This window comes from Bacillus sp. RO1, assembly GCF_012524115.1.
Taxonomy (GTDB): domain Bacteria; phylum Bacillota; class Bacilli; order Bacillales; family Bacillaceae_I; genus Sutcliffiella_A.
Genome location: NZ_JAAZWB010000083.1, coordinates 26,023 through 42,779, shown reverse-complemented (window position 1 = coordinate 42,779; position 16,757 = coordinate 26,023). Strand labels below are relative to the sequence as shown.

The window sequence follows — 16,757 nt, the reverse complement described above, 5'->3', positions numbered from 1 at the left end:
CGCCCTCTGGATAAGCGAAGTCTTTTGCGGAGAGCAACTGCGTCGTCCAAGAAAAAGACGAATATCCATACCAGATATTCGTCTTTTATGAGTGTATTTTAGATGATGATACATACTGATTCATTCGATACCACAGCCACAAATCATTAATAACACTAGCATGACCTGCAATTTCCGAATTCAATTCGCAAGAGCGCTCAAAATCCCCTTCATCGTTCAATTGAGCCTGCTTGTAATTAATTTCTTCTTCTAACTCTTTGATCCGGTCCGGTATGCTCCCCCGTATCTTTTCCCACTTTAATAAGATTTCCTGCTGTGTTTCTTTGTTATATTGAGTCCATTCTAAATCCAACTGTGGCAAAGATATTCCAAGCCTTGGATCCTTTATAAAAGAAAACATCGCTACTTCCTTCCTTTTCTCCCCATTTTTACTCATTGTATAATAACTAACAAGAACATTCTATCCATTCACTCTGTAATTTTTTCCACCTTTAAATGTCTGGCACTCGATGCAAACTAGAAGGGATACTTAGTCGAAAGGTGGAAACCATTATGAAAAAAGATCCAAAAGAAGTTTTCTCTTATGATGATAATGCAGTAAATGAGGTTCACAATCAAATTACGGATGCTTACTCAAGCGGGGTAGTCGGACAGCAATACAGCTCAAACGCATATCAACCGGTAGAAGGAGAAAGCGAACACACTTCCCAAGAATAAAAAAACAGGTGCCGTCATCAGGCACCTATTTTTGTGAGATTTTTTTAACGAAGAAATAAATTACCCCTGTGAAAAGGAAAGCCAAGAATCCAGGAGATAAGCTTTCAGGCAATAGTAAATAAACGCCTATCCCAATTCCAATACAAATAAAAGCGAATTTGTTGTAGGAGGGTAATCCCTCACTAATGTTAATTTGCTGTCTCTTAATAAAAAGAAAATCAGTGATAATGACAGCGGATAACGGGATGACGAATGCTCCAATTAAAGATATATATTTCTCTGCTTCTTCCACCAATGCAGGTGACAGGGATAAAAGTATTCCCGTAGTACCAAAAAGTAAGCTACTTTTTAATCTTCCAAGCTGGGGTAAAGAATTCAATAAACTGAATCCTCCTGTGTAGGCATTGCTTAAGTTAATGGAAACCATCGATAATATGGCCGCACCTAAAATGATTGCGGTTAATAGGCCAGAGTTGGTCATTTCGCTGGTTGCAATAAACGGATTCAGGTTTCCTGTCAGACTAGCTGTGTAAGCTCCAAAAAAAGCAGTAAGAATAAAGCCTAGGGCATTTCCAGTAAATAGCCCCCAGAATCCCTGTCTGGAAGTAATGGCGTACCTCGTCACATCTGCTGAAGAGGACACACCAGATACATATTGAACAAAAGCAAGACTTGCAAAAAAGCCCATGGTCGGAAGGTTCCAGCCGCCATCCACTTTTGCAGAAGATCCCACACTCATTCCATTAGTAAGCAAAAGATATAGCATCACAAGCTGCCCGAGAATCAGCCATGGCATAAAGTATTTGGTTGCCCTTTTTACAGCATCAAATCCTACAAGTGCAAGGCCGCTCATGATGAAGGCTAAGAACATAGCAATTATGTAAAATGGTAATGAAAACTGAAAGGCCCTCTCAAGAATGAACTGTATCACCAACGTACCACCTATGGTCTGTACAGAGAACCAGTAGAGGGACGTTAGGGTGCGAATGGGGGAGGAAATATACCTTGATCCCTTTATGCCGATGATGGACCGTATGGCAAATTGAGAAGGAATCCCCCGCTCGGCACCAGGCAATGATAAATAGGAAACAAATAAAAAGGCAAGTGTTGCGCCAAATATAGTGGAGATAAAGGCTGCATAAAAGCTGAGGCCCCCTTGAATTACAGCGAGTGCCGGGACAAGGAAATTCCCCGCATTGACCGAAAATGCAACCTGTATAATTAAATATTCATACCAACGTGTTTGTCTTAATTCTTGTGGAACGGCTTCTAAACCGAAACGCTCTATTCGGCTTTGAGGAGGAAGTGCCACAGTTTGTGCTTTAGACATGAGAAGGTCATACTCCTTTCTTTCGTGTACCTAACAATCATTTTATCGTATCTTAACGGGTTATATGTTGTAAATTTAATGAATTTACAAGAAAATATAGAGGTAAGCAATTCTATTAAGGGGGAATCCAGTTTGAGACATGCCGTAATAACAGCTGGTTCCAAAGGACTTGGAAAAAAAGTGACGGAACAGCTGTTGAAAAAAGGATGTTCTGTTTCAATAAATTATAGAAATGACACAGAAGCTATTGAAAAGCTTAAACAGGAATGGAGCCACATCGGAGAAAACAGACTGCATTTTTTTCAAGGGGACGTAACGAAAAAAGAACAGATGCAGCAATTCATAGACGAAGTATACGAACGCTTCGGAAGAATTGATTATTTAATCAATAACGCAGGACCTTATATTTTTGAACGTAAAAAATTGGCTGATTACTCGGATGAGGAGTGGTATGAAATGATAGAAGGCAATCTTAGTGCCGTTTTCCATCTTTTCCGTAAAACTATCCCCCTCATGAGAGACCAGCGTTTTGGGCGCATCATCACATACGGTTTTCAGGGTGCTGAATCTTCCCCAGGGTGGATCTATCGTTCTGCTTTTGCAGCAGCGAAGGCAGGCCTTGTATCACTGACAAAATCTATTGCAATTGAAGAAGCAGAGCATGGCATCACGGCCAATATGATCTGCCCAGGTAATATTGTGGGGGAGATGAAAGAAGCGACAATTGAGCAAGCGAGAGGGTTGGAAGACTCCAAGGATACCCCAGTCGGCCGTTCTGGAACTGGTGAAGATATTGCCAGAGCCATAGATTTTTTATGTGAAGAAAACTCCGACATGATTACAGGAGCCGTGTTAGAAGTAACTGGTGGAGTAGAAGTAATCAATCGTTTCCGATAATCTAAGAGATTTTAGTCTCTAAATTTTGATAATATTGATAATTCCGCCTGTTTTAAAGCGCTTACAAAAATGCGTAAAAAACTGTTTTACATTTTCTAGTTTAATGTTATATTAGTTACGTCTTAACGCTTTGTGATTATGATGAAGGAGGTATTTGATCCATGAGAATTGGAGTACCTAGAGAGATAAAAAACAACGAAAACCGTGTTGCGATGACACCTGCAGGGGTAGTGAACCTTGTTGGCTTCGGACATGAAGTATACATAGAAAAAGAAGCTGGAATCGGATCTGGCTTTACGGATGAGCAGTATGTACAAGCTGGTGCAAAAATGGTGGAAACAGCAGAAGAAGCATGGTCCATGGACATGGTAATGAAGGTTAAAGAGCCACTTCCTTCTGAATACAGCTATTTCCGTGAGGGGTTAATCCTATTCACTTATCTTCACCTTGCTCCAGAACCTGAGCTGACAAAAGCACTCATTGACAACAAAGTAGTGGGGATTGCTTATGAAACCGTTCAACTTCCAAACGGCTCCCTGCCATTATTAACACCAATGAGTGAAGTAGCTGGTCGTATGGCTACACAAATTGGTGCTCAATTCCTTGAAAAAATCAAAGGTGGCAAAGGTATCCTACTAGGTGGTGTTCCTGGTGTCCGCCGCGGGAAGGTAACGATCATCGGTGGAGGTGTCGCTGGTACGAATGCTGCGAAGATGGCAATCGGACTTGGTGCGGATGTGACAATCCTTGACTTAAACCCAGATCGTCTTCGTCAGTTGGATGATATTTTCGGAAAAGACATCCAAACGCTTATGAGTAACCCGTTAAACCTTGAAATCGCAGTAAAAGAATCAGATCTTGTCATTGGTGCGGTACTTATTCCAGGTGCTAAAGCGCCTAAGCTTGTAACAGAGGAAATGATTCAATCCATGGGTGCAGGTTCTGTTGTGGTGGATATCGCTATCGACCAGGGCGGAATTTTTGAAACGACAGATCGCATCACCACGCATGATGACCCAACATATGTGAAGCATGAAGTCGTTCATTATGCAGTTGCGAACATGCCAGGTGCAGTTCCGCGTACATCCACTATCGCATTGACGAATGTAACGGTTCCTTATGCGGTGCAAATTGCAAACAAAGGCTACAAACAGGCATGCTTAGATAATGAAGCGTTACTAAAAGGTATCAACACGCTTGACGGATATGTAACATATGCGGCAGTGGCAGAGTCTCACGGCTTGGCATATGAGAGTGCAAGCAACTTGTTAGTGAAAAATTAATGATTATAAAAACAGGTACCCTTTTATTATAGGGTACCTGTTTTCTTATTATGGCTTGATAATTTGTAGGTCTTTCGGATAGCTCGTTAACAGTTCGATTCCGCTGTCTGTTACTAAAATATCATCCTCGATTCGTACCCCACCGACTCCTGGTTTATAGATCCCCGGCTCAATCGTAAACGCCATCCCTTTCTGCAGTTTCATTGAATTGGTTTCATTCATGGATGGATACTCGTGTACTTCAATTCCAAGTCCGTGTCCTATGCGGTGGGTGAAAAATTCTCCAAATCCACTTTCTGTAATGATGGAACGAGCTGTACGATCAATCTGCCCGATCTCCACTCCAGGTTTACAAATATCCACGGCAGCAAGCTGTGCTTTCAATACAGTTTCATAGATTTCCTGCTGCTGTTCGTTCACATCACCAAAGGCAACAGTTCTTGTAATATCTGAGCAATATCCATTTAAAACTACACCAAGGTCGAATAAAACAAGGTCGCCTTCTTTCACTTGATCCAAGCCTGGCTTTCCATGAGGAGCGGCGGTTTTTAACCCTGTCAGCGCCATGGTTGAAAAGGACATTTGGCTGATACCCTTTTTCTTTAGCTCATACTCGATGATGGCAACAAGCTCCTGCTCGGTAACACCTTTTTTAAGATGATGGACCCCAACTTCCACTCCGAAATCAGCGAGTTTAGCTGCTTCTCTCAAGATGGAAACCTCTTCTTCATCTTTTACTAGACGAAGCTGGTACATTTTCTCTTCTGCCGCGGCAAGTTTTACACCTAGGAAAATCTCCTCTAACTTATGTAAACGCCCCACAGTCATATGTTCCTTCTCAACTGCAAGCTTTTCCATGTTTAAACCTTGTAGTTTCACATACTCCTGGACCTTTTGCCAAGGATCGTCAGTGTCATTGTAACCCACAATACCGTAAGCCCAACCGGTATTTTTCACCTGCTCGACTTCCATATTCGGGCATACGATCGCAGGCTCGCTGTTTGGGAAAGCAAGTAGTCCCAATAGCCTTTCATGTGGATCCGTGTAAAAACCGCTTATGTAAAATACATTCGGGGTAGACGTTAAGAAACAACCGGATAAGTCCTCCTGTTTAAGCCATTCCACCAGTTGTTGCAGACGATGTTCCTTCAAATCAGCCACTCCTTTATCGGGTAAATTACTTCCAGTTACGAAGTTTAATACGTTTACATTAAGAGTATCAGGGAATCATACTTGTGTAAATTTTATTAGAAGGATTTTTGGTTAAAAAAGAGAAGATTATTTGGTGTGAAGAATTTAAGTTGGAGAAGGAGAGGTTGTTGGAATGAAGGTTTCCTATCATGGACATTCTGTAGTAAAAGTAGAGGCTAACGGAAAGACCTTTCTTTTTGATCCGTTTATTACGGGAAATGGCTTGACAGATTTAACAGCAGAAGACGTAAAAGTGGATGTGATTCTTTTAACACACGGCCACAATGACCATGTTGGGGATACGGTGGACCTGGCTTTGAAGAATGACGCATTAGTTGTTGCGCCGTTTGAGCTTGCTGAATATTTAGGCTGGCAAGGTGTGAGGGTTCATGAAATGCATATCGGAGGAGCGCATGAGTTTGATTTTGGAAGAGTGAAATTGACGCAAGCTTTTCATGGGTCAAGTTATACAGATTATGAAACAAAAACAATTGTCTATACAGGAATGCCTAGTGGGATCCTGTTGACCATTGATGGGAAGACGATTTTCCATGCCGGAGATACAGCATTATTTTCTGATATGAAACTAATCGGCGAATTAAATGATATAGATGTGGCATTCCTTCCAATTGGGGATAACTTCACGATGGGTCCGGATGATGCGGTGCTTGCAGCAAAGTGGTTGGATGCTTCTTCGGTGGTACCGATTCATTTTAATACGTTCCCCGTCATTGAACAAAATCCACATGAGTTTGTTTCCAAACTTCCTGAAGGCGTCGGGAGAGTGCTGGAAGTGGGAGAAGTTATGGAATTATAGTGGCTTATAAAAAGGCTCTGTTAAAGCAAACTTTTAATTTTTGCAGCAACCTAGCTGTTGATTGGAGCAAATGGCGAAGACTCCTGCGGGGGAGTAGCGACAATGTTGAGACCCCACAGGGCACAGCCCGAGGAGGCTCAAGGTCGCCCCGCGGAAAGCAAAGCCATTTGTGGAAATCAACAGCGGTGTTTAACAGAGCCTATAAAAAAGAAGCAGAGCTGCTTCTTTTTTTTGTTGTGCCGAATATACATGATACAAGCTATCGAGTTTGGAAGGAGTGTCAAATGTTGAAGAATAGACTTTTATTATCGTTATTGTGTATCGGTGCAATGCTATACGTTGCAGTACCGCGTTTGCCCGTGACGGAAGATGGTCTTGCAGGATGGTTTGGCGTTGCATGGCTGGTGCTTGCTTTAATGGCAGTTGGAGGTAATATTGCAGCAATCATGTACTTGCCAAAGCGAAACCGTGTGGTCCGAAAAGCGAAATTGGCAGAGGTCAAAAAGGTCCGATTGCGTCAATATCAGTAAACACATTGAATACAAGCTCTAACACCCGTATAATAAAAGTACAAATAACTATGTGGACGGGTGAAGAGTGTGACAAAGCATGAACAGATTCTCCAATATATAGAGGAACTTCCTATTGGAGAAAAAATATCAGTACGACAAATAGCCAAGGCGTTGACGGTGAGTGAAGGTACGGCATACAGAGCGATTAAGGATGCCGAAAATAAAGGATATGTTAGTACCATCGAACGCGTTGGTACTATTCGTATTGAGCGGAAAAAGAAAGAGAATATCGAAAAGCTTACATTTGCCGAAGTGGTCAACATTGTGGATGGACAAGTTCTTGGTGGCAGAGAAGGACTTCATAAGACATTGAACAAATTTGTCATTGGTGCGATGAAACTAGAAGCGATGATGCGCTATACGGAAGCTGGTAACTTGTTGATTGTCGGTAACCGCTACAACGCCCATAAGCTTGCCATTGAAGCTGGTGCTGCTGTGTTGATTACCGGTGGATTTGATACAGACGATGAGGTAAAGCGATTAGCGGATGAAATGAAGCTTCCAATCATCTCGAGTAGCTATGATACGTTTACTGTTGCGACATTAATTAACCGTGCCATCTATGATCAGTTGATTAAAAAGGAAATTGTATTGGTGGAGGATATTTTGACACCAATTGAGGCGACGACTTACTTAACCACAGAAGATACCATTGCGGAATGGTATAAGGTGAACGAAGAAATCAAGCATAGCCGCTTTCCAATTATTGATAAAAACTTAAAGGTTCAAGGTGTGGTTACTTCCAAGGACGTGCTTGGGAAGGATTCTTCGACGCCAATTGAAAAAGTGATGACCAAAAATCCGATCACCGTTAACGGGAAAACGTCAGTCGCGTCCGCTGCCCATATCATGGTATGGGAAGGAATCGAGATGCTGCCTGTGGTTGACCCGAACCACCGTCTTCTTGGAATCATCAGCCGTCAAGATGTATTGAAGGCGTTGCAGATGATCCAAAGGCAGCCACAGGTCGGTGAGACCCTTGATGACATTGTGACCAATCAATTTTTGGATGTCACTGAATCAAAGGGGGAAGAATCCTACCAGAGCGAAGTGACCCCTCAGATGACCAACTCGGTCGGGACGATATCTTATGGCGTGTTTACAACAATCGTGACCGAAGCTGCGAAGCGTGTGATTCGTAATGTGAAAAAGAGTGATATGGTCGTGGAGAACATCACGATTTATTTTATAAAGCCAGTCCAAATTGACAGTACGATCGAGATTCGGCCGAAAGTACTGGAAGTCGGCCGCAAGTTCGGTAAAGTGGATGTGGAAGTGTACCATGAAGGCAATGTTGTGGGCAAGGCAATGATGATGGTGCAGTTGATACAGTAGTGGATTGAGAAGGCATGCGCAATTTAGGCGTGGAACGCTCTCACCTTTTGGGGTGGGGGCGTTTTTTTGTGTGGTTTGGTGTTGGAGATGGCAAAGACTAAAGTGTGGAAGGGCTTTTGGTGGGGGTGGTGTGAGGGTGCGGAGTGGGAATAATGGATAAATTGATTTTACAATGGATATATGGGTTTTAGAATGGATATATTCGATTTACAATGGATATATCAGTTTTACAATGGATATTTTCATTTTACAATGGATATGTGAAAATTCGAGTATTCTATTTGTAGAATTTGCAGGAATTTAAATGTTCAGAGTCGAAAGTACCAAGACAAGTTATCAAAGGAGTGACTAAATGATAAAAAAACATAGAGAAAAGTCGAATAGGATGCTGATACATGAAGCCGGCTTGAGGAGACTGTTACCGTCCCACCCTCAATACCAATTGATTGAACAGGAATATGGAAAAATGAAATACGGTTACAAAGGTGAAGAGGCATTAGATTACTATTTAACCTTTCTCCCTCATGAAAACTACCACATTCTTCACGGCCTCCGTATAGAAGACCCCAAAGGTAGATATTTTCAAATGGATACGCTACTCATTACATCCACCCATTGCTTAGTAATAGATTCGAAATACGTATCTGGTAAACTAGAGTTTGATGAAGTGGGATGTCAACTCATCCGGCATAAGGCAGATGGGGAAATGGAAAGAATGGCTGATCCTCTCTCTCAAGTAGCACGTCAACGTTTTCAACTTTCACTATGGTTAGAACATCAAGGCTTCCCAAGCTTACCTATTGCAAGTTTAGTGGCTTTAACTCACAACAAGGCCCATCTGGTCAAAACTTCTCCCTCACTTATGAAAAAGGTAACTTTTCTAACTAACCTCCCAAATAGAGTGAACGAAATAAATGCACTCCATTCAACCGAGGTCCTAAATAAAAAAGATCTTAACAAGCTTACTAAAACATTAATCAAGAAACATACCCATGACAGCTTTAATTTTCTACAAACCTATAACATTAAACAGGAAGAACTCATAAAAGGTGTAATATGTATGGATTGCGGGTCGAACTTGATGAAGAAAATAAGAAAATACTGGACTTGTAAGAAATGCAATACCCAATCGCTGTCAGCGCATCTTTATGCGATAGAAGATTATAAAGTATTAATAGCTACTACCATTCAGAATAAAGATTTGAAGGATTTCCTTCTACTTAGTTCTGCGTCAGAAGCGTATAATATCTTGGCATCACTTGATTTGCCTTCGGTCGGCCACAAAAAAGGGAGGAGTTACTCGCTAGAACATTTTAAAACTTCTTTAACGCCATAAGCACAAACAAAAAAGCCGCCCCAAAAAGGAACGACTCTCCACTCAACCTCAATCCGTAACCGTCTTCTCTTTCATTTCTGCTTCCTTCACCGCTTCCGCTTCTTCAATTGCAAAAGGTAGGTAGAAACGGTAGGCTTTGTAGCCCGCCCAGATGCTTCCTAATCCTACAGCCAACAATATTATCCCGACAACAATGGCAACCGTGGATAGTGGATTAATGAGAGAATTAACGCCAAAAAAGAAAACAAAACATCCCAGAGCGATGCTGGATTTTGCGCTTAGCCATTTTTTTTCGGCTGGCAATTGGGTACGGAAGTATTTTACTTTATACATGAAGTAGAACATTAATGAAAAGATGATGAGAAAAACAAAAATAGCCAAAAGGACACACTCCTTTATATTTCAAACATGATAGTAAATATTTTACCATACGCATACAAGCTATATTGTAACGTGTTCGTGAACAAAATTCTACTTTTCCACAAAAATGATATTTCTTTGAGAACCAGGGAAACTGTGATTAAATAAAAGAAAAGAAACAGGTGAAAGAGGGTTACATACGATGAGGCAGCAGATTATCGATGAAATTAAGGCACATGATACGGTTATCATCCACCGTCATGTTAGGCCTGACCCAGATGCGTATGGGTCGCAATGTGGATTGGCTGAGTTGGTCAAGGAAAGCTATCCGGAAAAAAAGGTGTATCGCGTTGGGGAAGCGGAGGAGTCATTAAATTTCTTGAGTAAGCTTGATGAAATACCGGACTCCAGTTACGACGGAGCGCTTGTGATTGTATGTGATACTGCCAATACCGAGCGTATCTGTGATAAGCGCTACAAGCTGGCAGCTAAGTGGATAAAGATCGACCACCATCCGAATGAGGACAGATACGGGGATCTGATGTGGGTGGATACGGATTCGAGTTCGACGAGTGAAATGATATACGAACTGTATCTAGCAGGAAAAAACCAAGGATGGGTTATGACGAAGGAAGCTGCAAGACTTATATTCGCGGGAATAATTGGAGATACGGGCAGATTCCTTTTCCAAAGCACCAATACGAAGACATTCCAATATGCGAGTGAACTTTTGAGCTACGGATTCTCTATGACAGAGCTTTATGATGAGCTGTACCGAACGAAGTTGCATATAGCCAAGCTTAGCGGATTTGTGCTTGAGAACTTCTCCATGCATGAGAATGGGATTGCTTCTATGAAGATTACTCCTGATATTTTGCAACGATATAACGCCCTTCCTTCTGAAGCGTCGCAATTGGTTGGGATGCTTGGGAACATTGAAGGCATTAAGGCGTGGGCTTTCTTTATTGAAGAAGCAGATCAGATCAGGGTAAGGCTTCGTTCAAAAGGGATCATCGTCAATGAAATTGCCAAGAAGTACAACGGTGGAGGTCATCCGTTGGCGTCAGGGGCATCTATTTATAAATGGGAAGAGGCGGACCATGTTCTCGCTGACCTAATTGAAGCTTCCAGAGCACAATTGCAAGGGGAGTAGGAAAGTAAAAGAGGAAGTGGCTACAACAACATGCAGTCGCTTCCTCTCCTCATTCCATTTTCACAATCAACAAGTCCATCTCAATTGTAGTGTCTATATAAAGAAAGTCGACCTCGAAGTAGTATCTTTTGTCATCAAGTGTGTAGCTTTTGTTTTCAATGACTTTTATAAGCAATTGACGATTGTCTTTAATGCTCGCGACATCCTTTGAAACCTGGTCGTTGAGATCCTCTGTAATCCTTGCAATGATGGAGGAACGGCTGAACGAGTTGAGCATGTACTTTTCATGATTGATGATGGATATTTTAAAGTCTTCTATTTTTAATTGGTCTTTTTCCTCTTTTAATTTATCATTGTCCTCTGTCAATATATGAATTCTGTTTTTGTAGCTTCTCACTTCTTCCTTATATTTAATGAGATCGCCGATATTCTTTTCCAAAGTGACGCCGTACATAAGCATGAATATTAGCCAGCCTACGATTGCACCCAACACCACTCCGGAAAAAAAACGTTGCCACCCGGGATCGCGGTTATATGGAGGAACCCTCATGCTATAAAGTCTCCTGTGTGAGCCAGCTGATAATGAGTGCGCCGGTTTGGGCGCCACCTGTTGCTGAGATTATTAATAGCAACTGTTTTACTAAGAATTTCGTTTCGCCGTTGAACAGCCCTTTTTCCAGATTATAAAAAGTGTCAAAGGTACCTCCGATGGCGGCAACGATTGCCCATATCTTCAAACTTTTGGCCAAGCTCCACATTCTCGTCAATGGTGGATCCCCTACTAGAAAAGCGGCAATTCCACCGATGATTGCTCCTCCAAGTATTACCCCAACTGCGATGAAAAAACTGAAAATAAGGGTAGCGACGAATGGATCTTTTACGTCCATTTTCATCATCCTTTCTGTCCTTATTCATATATATGGACAGGAAGTGGTAAGTATGTGATGTTAATGGAGAAGTTTCTTCATTGTGTTTAGAACAGAATAGACCCTATAATGAATATATAAAATGGAAGCGTTAAATAAGGTGTGATGATTAATGAGTGTCGTTCATTTACATATAAAAAGCAGTTATAGTCTGTTGAACAGTTCTGTCAGATTTTCTAAGCTTGTTGCACGTGCGAACGAGCTTGGTTTAAAGTCCCTTGCGCTTACAGACGAAGATGTGATGTATGGGGCCGTGGATTTTTATAAAGCTTGTAAAGCCGCAAACATTAAGCCAATTATCGGTCTGACGCTTTCCGTCCTGTCGGATGAGAAGGACGAGGAGTCGAGGTATCCTGTCATTCTTTTGGCGAAAGATAACCAGGGATTTACGAACCTGATGAAATTATCAAGTGTGGTGCAGACCAAATCGCCACAAGGGGTTCCGAAAAGATGGTTGAAGCATTATACCAAAGGGCTGATTGTGATTTTATCTGGTTCTGAATCCGAACTTGCTCAAAAAGAAGCGCAAACTACGGAAGTCTACCTTGAAATGTTTGAGCAAGATTGTGTGTATTTGGGGATTGATCGGAATTCCACCCTAGCACATGAACGTTCTGAAGCTACAAGGAAAAGACATAGCGAGTTGCCAATCGTTGCCTTAAGCAAGGTGCATTATCTTCTCCAAGAGGAAGTCTTTGTCTATGAGTGTTTACGCAGCATCAAACAAGGCACTAAGCTTGAATCCCTGCCTAAAGAGGCTCCAGATTATCTACGGGCAACTGATGAAATGACACAGTTATTTGAAGATATCCCGGATGCATTGGAGAATACATGGAAGATTAGTAACCAATGTCACGTGGAATTGGAGTTTGGACAAGCCGCTCTCCCAAGTTATCCGGTTCCTGAGGAGGAAAGTGCAGACGAATATTTAGAAAAGATCTGCTGGGAAGGACTTCAAACAAGGATTGGGGAACCGTCTGAAGAGTATAAAGATCGCCTGACCTATGAGCTTCAAGTAATTAAAGGGATGAAGTTCAGTGATTATTTTTTAATTGTTTGGGACTTTATGTATTTTGCCAGAAATGCAGGGATCTTGACTGGACCGGGCCGTGGTTCTGCTGCTGGTTCATTGGTCGCTTATTCCCTTTTCATCACTGATGTGGATCCGATCATACATGATCTTCTTTTTGAAAGGTTTCTTAACCCTGAGCGTATCACCATGCCGGATATTGATATCGACTTTCAAGATAATAAACGGGATGAGGTTATCCGTTATGTGGCGGAAAAGTACGGAGAGCTCCATGTTGCCCAAATCATCACATTTGGTACCTTGGCTGCAAAGGCGGCATGGCGGGATGTTGCCAAGGTTTTAAACCTTTCAGGAAAAGAACTTGAGATGATATCTAAAATGATTCCATCGAGGCCTGGCATAACGCTTGATGTGGCGTATCAAGAGAATGAAAAATTGCAAAGAGCGATAAACGAAACAAAGGAAAGAAAGCGTGCCTTTCAAACAGCGCAGAAAATCGAGGGGCTTCCCCGTCATTCTTCTACACATGCAGCAGGAGTGGTCATTACCCACAAGCCTCTAACGGAATTAATCCCGATACACGCTGGTCAACAAGACATCTACCTTACTCAATACACGATGGAAACCCTTGAGGAGCTTGGGCTGCTTAAGATGGACTTTCTTGGACTGAGAAACTTAACAATGATTCAAAGCATCCGCTATCAAGTAAAAAAAGAAACAAATCATCCCATAAAGGAAATACCGCTCGATGATGCAGCAACCTTCCGCCTTTTAAGTGAAGGTGACACGTCCGGGATCTTTCAACTAGAGTCACCTGGGATGAAAAAGGTTCTTACAAAGCTTAAGCCTTCAAACCTAGAAGATATCGTGGCGGTCAACGCCCTTTACCGTCCGGGTCCAATGGAACAGATTCCTTTGTTTATTGAACGCAAGCACGGACTGAGAAAAGTGGAATATCCACATCCAGATCTGATTCCTATTTTGGAGAAAACATTTGGAGTTATTGTGTATCAAGAGCAAATCATGCAAATTGCGGCCGTAATGGCAGGATTCTCTTTAGGCGAAGCAGATTTATTAAGAAGAGCGGTAGGAAAGAAAAAGAAAGAAGTTCTGGCAAAAGAAAGAGCGCATTTTGTGAAGGGGTGCCTGAACAAAGGCTATGACGAAAAGGTTGCCAACTCTGTCTATGATCTGATTGTCCGATTTGCTGATTATGGTTTTAACCGAAGCCACGCGGTAGCCTATAGTATGATTTCTTATGAACTTGCCTATCTAAAGGCAAACTATCCAAAAATTTTCATGGCGACACTTCTTTCCAGTGTCATGGGAAGTGAGCAAAAACTCTCCCAATATATCACGGAGACAAAACGGAAAGGCATACAAGTCCTTCCCCCCTCTATCAATAAAAGTGGCATTGCATTTCAGGTGGAAGAGGCAGGCATCCGCTTTAGTTTGTTAACGATTAAAGGAGTGGGAGTGCAGGCTATCAAAGCTCTAATAGAGGAGCGGAGAAAAAAGCCTTTTAGTGATTTATTTGATTTTTGCAACAGGGCTTCTTCAAAAATCAATCGGAAGACTATAGAAATGCTCATCTTTGGAGGGAGCATGGACGAGTTTGGTGAGGACAGGGCTACGCTTCTTGCAACTTTGGATGTAGCCATGCAGCATGCAGAGCTTGTCATGCCTTCAGATGACGACCAGATTGACTTTTTCTTAGAAGAAGAATTCAATATTAAACCGAAGTATGTAAAGGTGGAACCGTTACAATTGACGGAACAATTGCAATTGGAGAAAGAGGCATTGGGCTTTTATCTATCCAAACATCCGACAGAACCGTTTGCAGCATACTTTCAGCTCGGTGGTGCGTCCCTTATTCTTGACCTTCCGTCCACTGTATCAAAAAAGGTGAGAGTCGGAAGTTTCATATCTAATGAACGGGTAATTCGAACAAAAAAGGGAGACCTCATGGCATTCCTTACTCTCTCTGATCAATCGGGTGACTTAGAAGCTGTAGCATTTCCAGAACTATATAAACGATTTTCTCATCTATTGAAAACTGGGGAAACGTTAATGGTAGAAGGAAATCTGGAAGAACGGGAAGGGAAAGTACAGCTGATCATAAAAAATATTATCGAAATTGATACACTGATAGAACAATATGCACATCTGATTGGTGATCTTTTTTTACAAATCGACGAAGAAAAACATGAACAAGAAGTGTTTCAACATCTGCAAAAAGTGCTAAGAACGCATCATGGCCCATCAACAGTTTATGTCCATTATACGCAAGCGAAAAAAACGATAAAACTCCAGCCGGCCTTATATGTAACACCTACCGATGAATGTTTGCTAAAGCTGAAAACCATCCTCGGGGATGAGAATGTAGTGTTTAAAAAATCTTTACAATGATTAATATTATGATATAGTTAACAAGGAGGTGGTCAGACCACCTTTTCCTTGTTTTTTTTAGTATAATGAAATGGTAAATATATTAAATGGAAGTCATCACAAGATCCTAATGTAATAAAGGCAATGAGGATGACAAAAATAGCAGGGGGGACATGTATCATGTCTTTAAAAGAAGAAGCTTTACATATGCACAAGATTCACCAGGGGAAATTGGAGTCAAAATCAAAAGTTCCCGTAAGAAATGCTAAGGATTTAAGTCTGGCATATTCTCCTGGAGTGGCTGAGCCGTGTAAAGCAATTTATGATGATAAAAACAAAGTCTATGATTATACGATGAAGGGCAATATGGTAGCTGTCGTTTCAGACGGGACAGCAGTATTGGGACTTGGCAACATCGGTCCTGAAGCAGCTTTACCGGTAATGGAAGGAAAAGCGGTATTGTTCAAAAGCTTTGCTGGAGTGGATGCATTCCCGATTTGCTTGAACACGACGGATGTAGATAAAATTGTAGAAACTGTGAAGCTTCTTGAGCCTACTTTCGGAGGAGTCAATCTTGAGGATATCGCTGCTCCAAACTGTTTCGTTGTGGAAGAGCGTCTGAAGAAGGAAACGAATATCCCTATTTTTCATGACGATCAACATGGAACGGCAATTGTAACGGTTGCAGGTCTTGTTAATGCCCTCAAGCTAGTGAAAAAGAATATCGGAGAAATAAAAGTGGTAGCCAATGGTGCAGGTGCTGCGGGAATTGCCATCATTAAATTATTATATCGATATGGTGTAAGGGATATTACAATGTGTGATTCAAAAGGTGCCATTTATGAAGGACGTCCATTTGGGATGAACAGTGTAAAAGCAGAAGTTGCTAGCTACACAAATCGCAGCAAAGTTGAAGGGACATTAGCAGATGTGATGAAAGACGCTGATGTGTTCATCGGAGTGTCTGTTGAAGGTGCTTTGACACAAGCGATGATTGAAAGCATGAACAAGGATGCCATTATCTTTGCCATGGCCAACCCTAACCCGGAAATCATGCCGGCAGAAGCAAAGCTTGCAGGTGCAAGTGTGGTAGGGACTGGACGTTCCGACTTCCCTAACCAAGTAAATAATGTCTTGGCTTTTCCGGGAATATTCCGCGGTGCGCTTGACGTAAGGGCCACTCATATTAACGAACAAATGAAAATCGCTGCGGTGGAAGCAATAGCAAGCTTGGTTTCTGATGATGAGCTAAGTGATGATTATGTCATACCAGCTCCTTTTGACCCACGTGTAGCTCCTGCGGTAGCAGCAGCTGTCGCAAAAGCTGCTATGGAGACCGGAGTTGCCCGTATTAAGGTGGATCCAGAAGAGGTAGCAGAGAAAACCAGACGGACCGCCATTATTGGAAAAAGTGAATAGTCT

Annotated in this window: 16 protein-coding genes; 10 read left to right on the top strand and 6 right to left on the bottom strand. The window is 41.9% G+C overall.

All coding sequences use genetic code 11. The annotated features are described in order from the left end of the window. Positions 1-85 precede the first annotated feature (85 nt). On the bottom strand, positions 86-400 hold the full coding sequence (locus tag HC179_RS14840; RefSeq protein WP_168865005.1) for a hypothetical protein: 315 nt from the start codon (positions 398-400) through the stop codon (positions 86-88). A gap of 152 nt (positions 401-552) precedes the next feature. On the opposite strand from HC179_RS14840, the gene HC179_RS14835 reads away from it, so the two are divergent. After that, complete coding sequence (locus tag HC179_RS14835; RefSeq protein WP_168864972.1) at positions 553-717, top strand: hypothetical protein; 165 nt, start codon at positions 553-555, stop codon at positions 715-717. Positions 718-742: 25 nt separating this feature from the next. Here the strand turns inward: HC179_RS14835 and HC179_RS14830 are convergent, their stop codons facing one another. Then, positions 743-2,047: a purine-cytosine permease family protein gene (locus HC179_RS14830; protein ID WP_168865004.1), complete on the bottom strand. Its 1,305-nt coding sequence runs from the start codon at positions 2,045-2,047 to the stop codon at positions 743-745. A 78-nt stretch (positions 2,048-2,125) separates the two neighbouring features. On the opposite strand from HC179_RS14830, the gene HC179_RS14825 reads away from it, so the two are divergent. Together HC179_RS14825 and ald are read left to right on the top strand one after the other, a co-directional pair. Next, positions 2,126-2,944 (top strand): SDR family oxidoreductase, encoded by an 819-nt coding sequence (locus HC179_RS14825; RefSeq protein WP_205825348.1) that lies wholly within the window; start codon positions 2,126-2,128, stop codon positions 2,942-2,944. 161 nt (positions 2,945-3,105) lie between these two features. Continuing rightward, the gene (gene ald / locus HC179_RS14820) at positions 3,106-4,227 is read left to right on the top strand and encodes an alanine dehydrogenase (protein ID WP_168865002.1); all 1,122 of its coding nucleotides are present in this window, start codon (positions 3,106-3,108) and stop codon (positions 4,225-4,227) included. Positions 4,228-4,275: 48 nt separating this feature from the next. Here ald and HC179_RS14815 read toward each other — a convergent pair whose 3' ends face one another. Next, entirely contained in the window at positions 4,276-5,379 is a 1,104-nt protein-coding gene (locus HC179_RS14815; RefSeq protein WP_168865001.1) for a M24 family metallopeptidase, read from the bottom strand. A gap of 172 nt (positions 5,380-5,551) precedes the next feature. Between HC179_RS14815 and HC179_RS14810 the strand changes: the two genes are divergently transcribed. From HC179_RS14810 to HC179_RS14795, 4 genes are all read left to right on the top strand, one after another. Then, positions 5,552-6,235 (top strand): metal-dependent hydrolase, encoded by a 684-nt coding sequence (locus HC179_RS14810; protein WP_168865000.1) that lies wholly within the window; start codon positions 5,552-5,554, stop codon positions 6,233-6,235. A gap of 284 nt (positions 6,236-6,519) precedes the next feature. Then, positions 6,520-6,765 carry a hypothetical protein gene (locus HC179_RS14805; protein ID WP_205825347.1) on the top strand — a complete coding sequence of 82 codons (246 nt, stop codon included), beginning with the start codon at positions 6,520-6,522 and terminating at the stop codon, positions 6,763-6,765. 69 nt (positions 6,766-6,834) lie between these two features. Further along, positions 6,835-8,142 (top strand): DRTGG domain-containing protein, encoded by a 1,308-nt coding sequence (locus HC179_RS14800; RefSeq protein ID WP_168864999.1) that lies wholly within the window; start codon positions 6,835-6,837, stop codon positions 8,140-8,142. Between the two features lie 352 nt (positions 8,143-8,494). Beyond that, positions 8,495-9,478 carry a nuclease-related domain-containing protein gene (locus HC179_RS14795; protein ID WP_168864998.1) on the top strand — a complete coding sequence of 328 codons (984 nt, stop codon included), beginning with the start codon at positions 8,495-8,497 and terminating at the stop codon, positions 9,476-9,478. A gap of 48 nt (positions 9,479-9,526) precedes the next feature. Here the strand turns inward: HC179_RS14795 and HC179_RS14790 are convergent, their stop codons facing one another. After that, positions 9,527-9,859, bottom strand: coding sequence for a YtpI family protein (locus HC179_RS14790; RefSeq protein WP_168864997.1), 333 nt, complete (start codon positions 9,857-9,859; stop codon positions 9,527-9,529). A gap of 181 nt (positions 9,860-10,040) precedes the next feature. Here HC179_RS14790 and HC179_RS14785 point away from each other — a divergent pair, with 181 nt between their 5' ends. Then, on the top strand, positions 10,041-10,991 hold the full coding sequence (locus tag HC179_RS14785) for a DHH family phosphoesterase (protein WP_168864996.1): 951 nt from the start codon (positions 10,041-10,043) through the stop codon (positions 10,989-10,991). 49 nt (positions 10,992-11,040) lie between these two features. On the opposite strand, the gene ytrI is transcribed toward HC179_RS14785, so the two are convergent. Together ytrI and ytrH are read right to left on the bottom strand one after the other, a co-directional pair. After that, the gene (ytrI, locus tag HC179_RS14780; protein WP_148987880.1) at positions 11,041-11,541 is read right to left on the bottom strand and encodes a sporulation membrane protein YtrI; all 501 of its coding nucleotides are present in this window, start codon (positions 11,539-11,541) and stop codon (positions 11,041-11,043) included. 1 nt (position 11,542) lies between these two features. Further along, complete coding sequence (gene ytrH, locus HC179_RS14775) at positions 11,543-11,878, bottom strand: sporulation membrane protein YtrH (protein WP_010195627.1); 336 nt, start codon at positions 11,876-11,878, stop codon at positions 11,543-11,545. Between the two features lie 151 nt (positions 11,879-12,029). Between ytrH and dnaE the strand changes: the two genes are divergently transcribed. Together dnaE and ystJ are read left to right on the top strand one after the other, a co-directional pair. Next, positions 12,030-15,356: a DNA polymerase III subunit alpha gene (gene dnaE, locus HC179_RS14770; protein WP_168864995.1), complete on the top strand. Its 3,327-nt coding sequence runs from the start codon at positions 12,030-12,032 to the stop codon at positions 15,354-15,356. A gap of 159 nt (positions 15,357-15,515) precedes the next feature. Then, entirely contained in the window at positions 15,516-16,754 is a 1,239-nt protein-coding gene (ystJ, locus tag HC179_RS14765; protein ID WP_168864994.1) for an NADP-dependent malic enzyme, read from the top strand. The last annotated feature ends 3 nt before the right edge of the window (positions 16,755-16,757 follow it).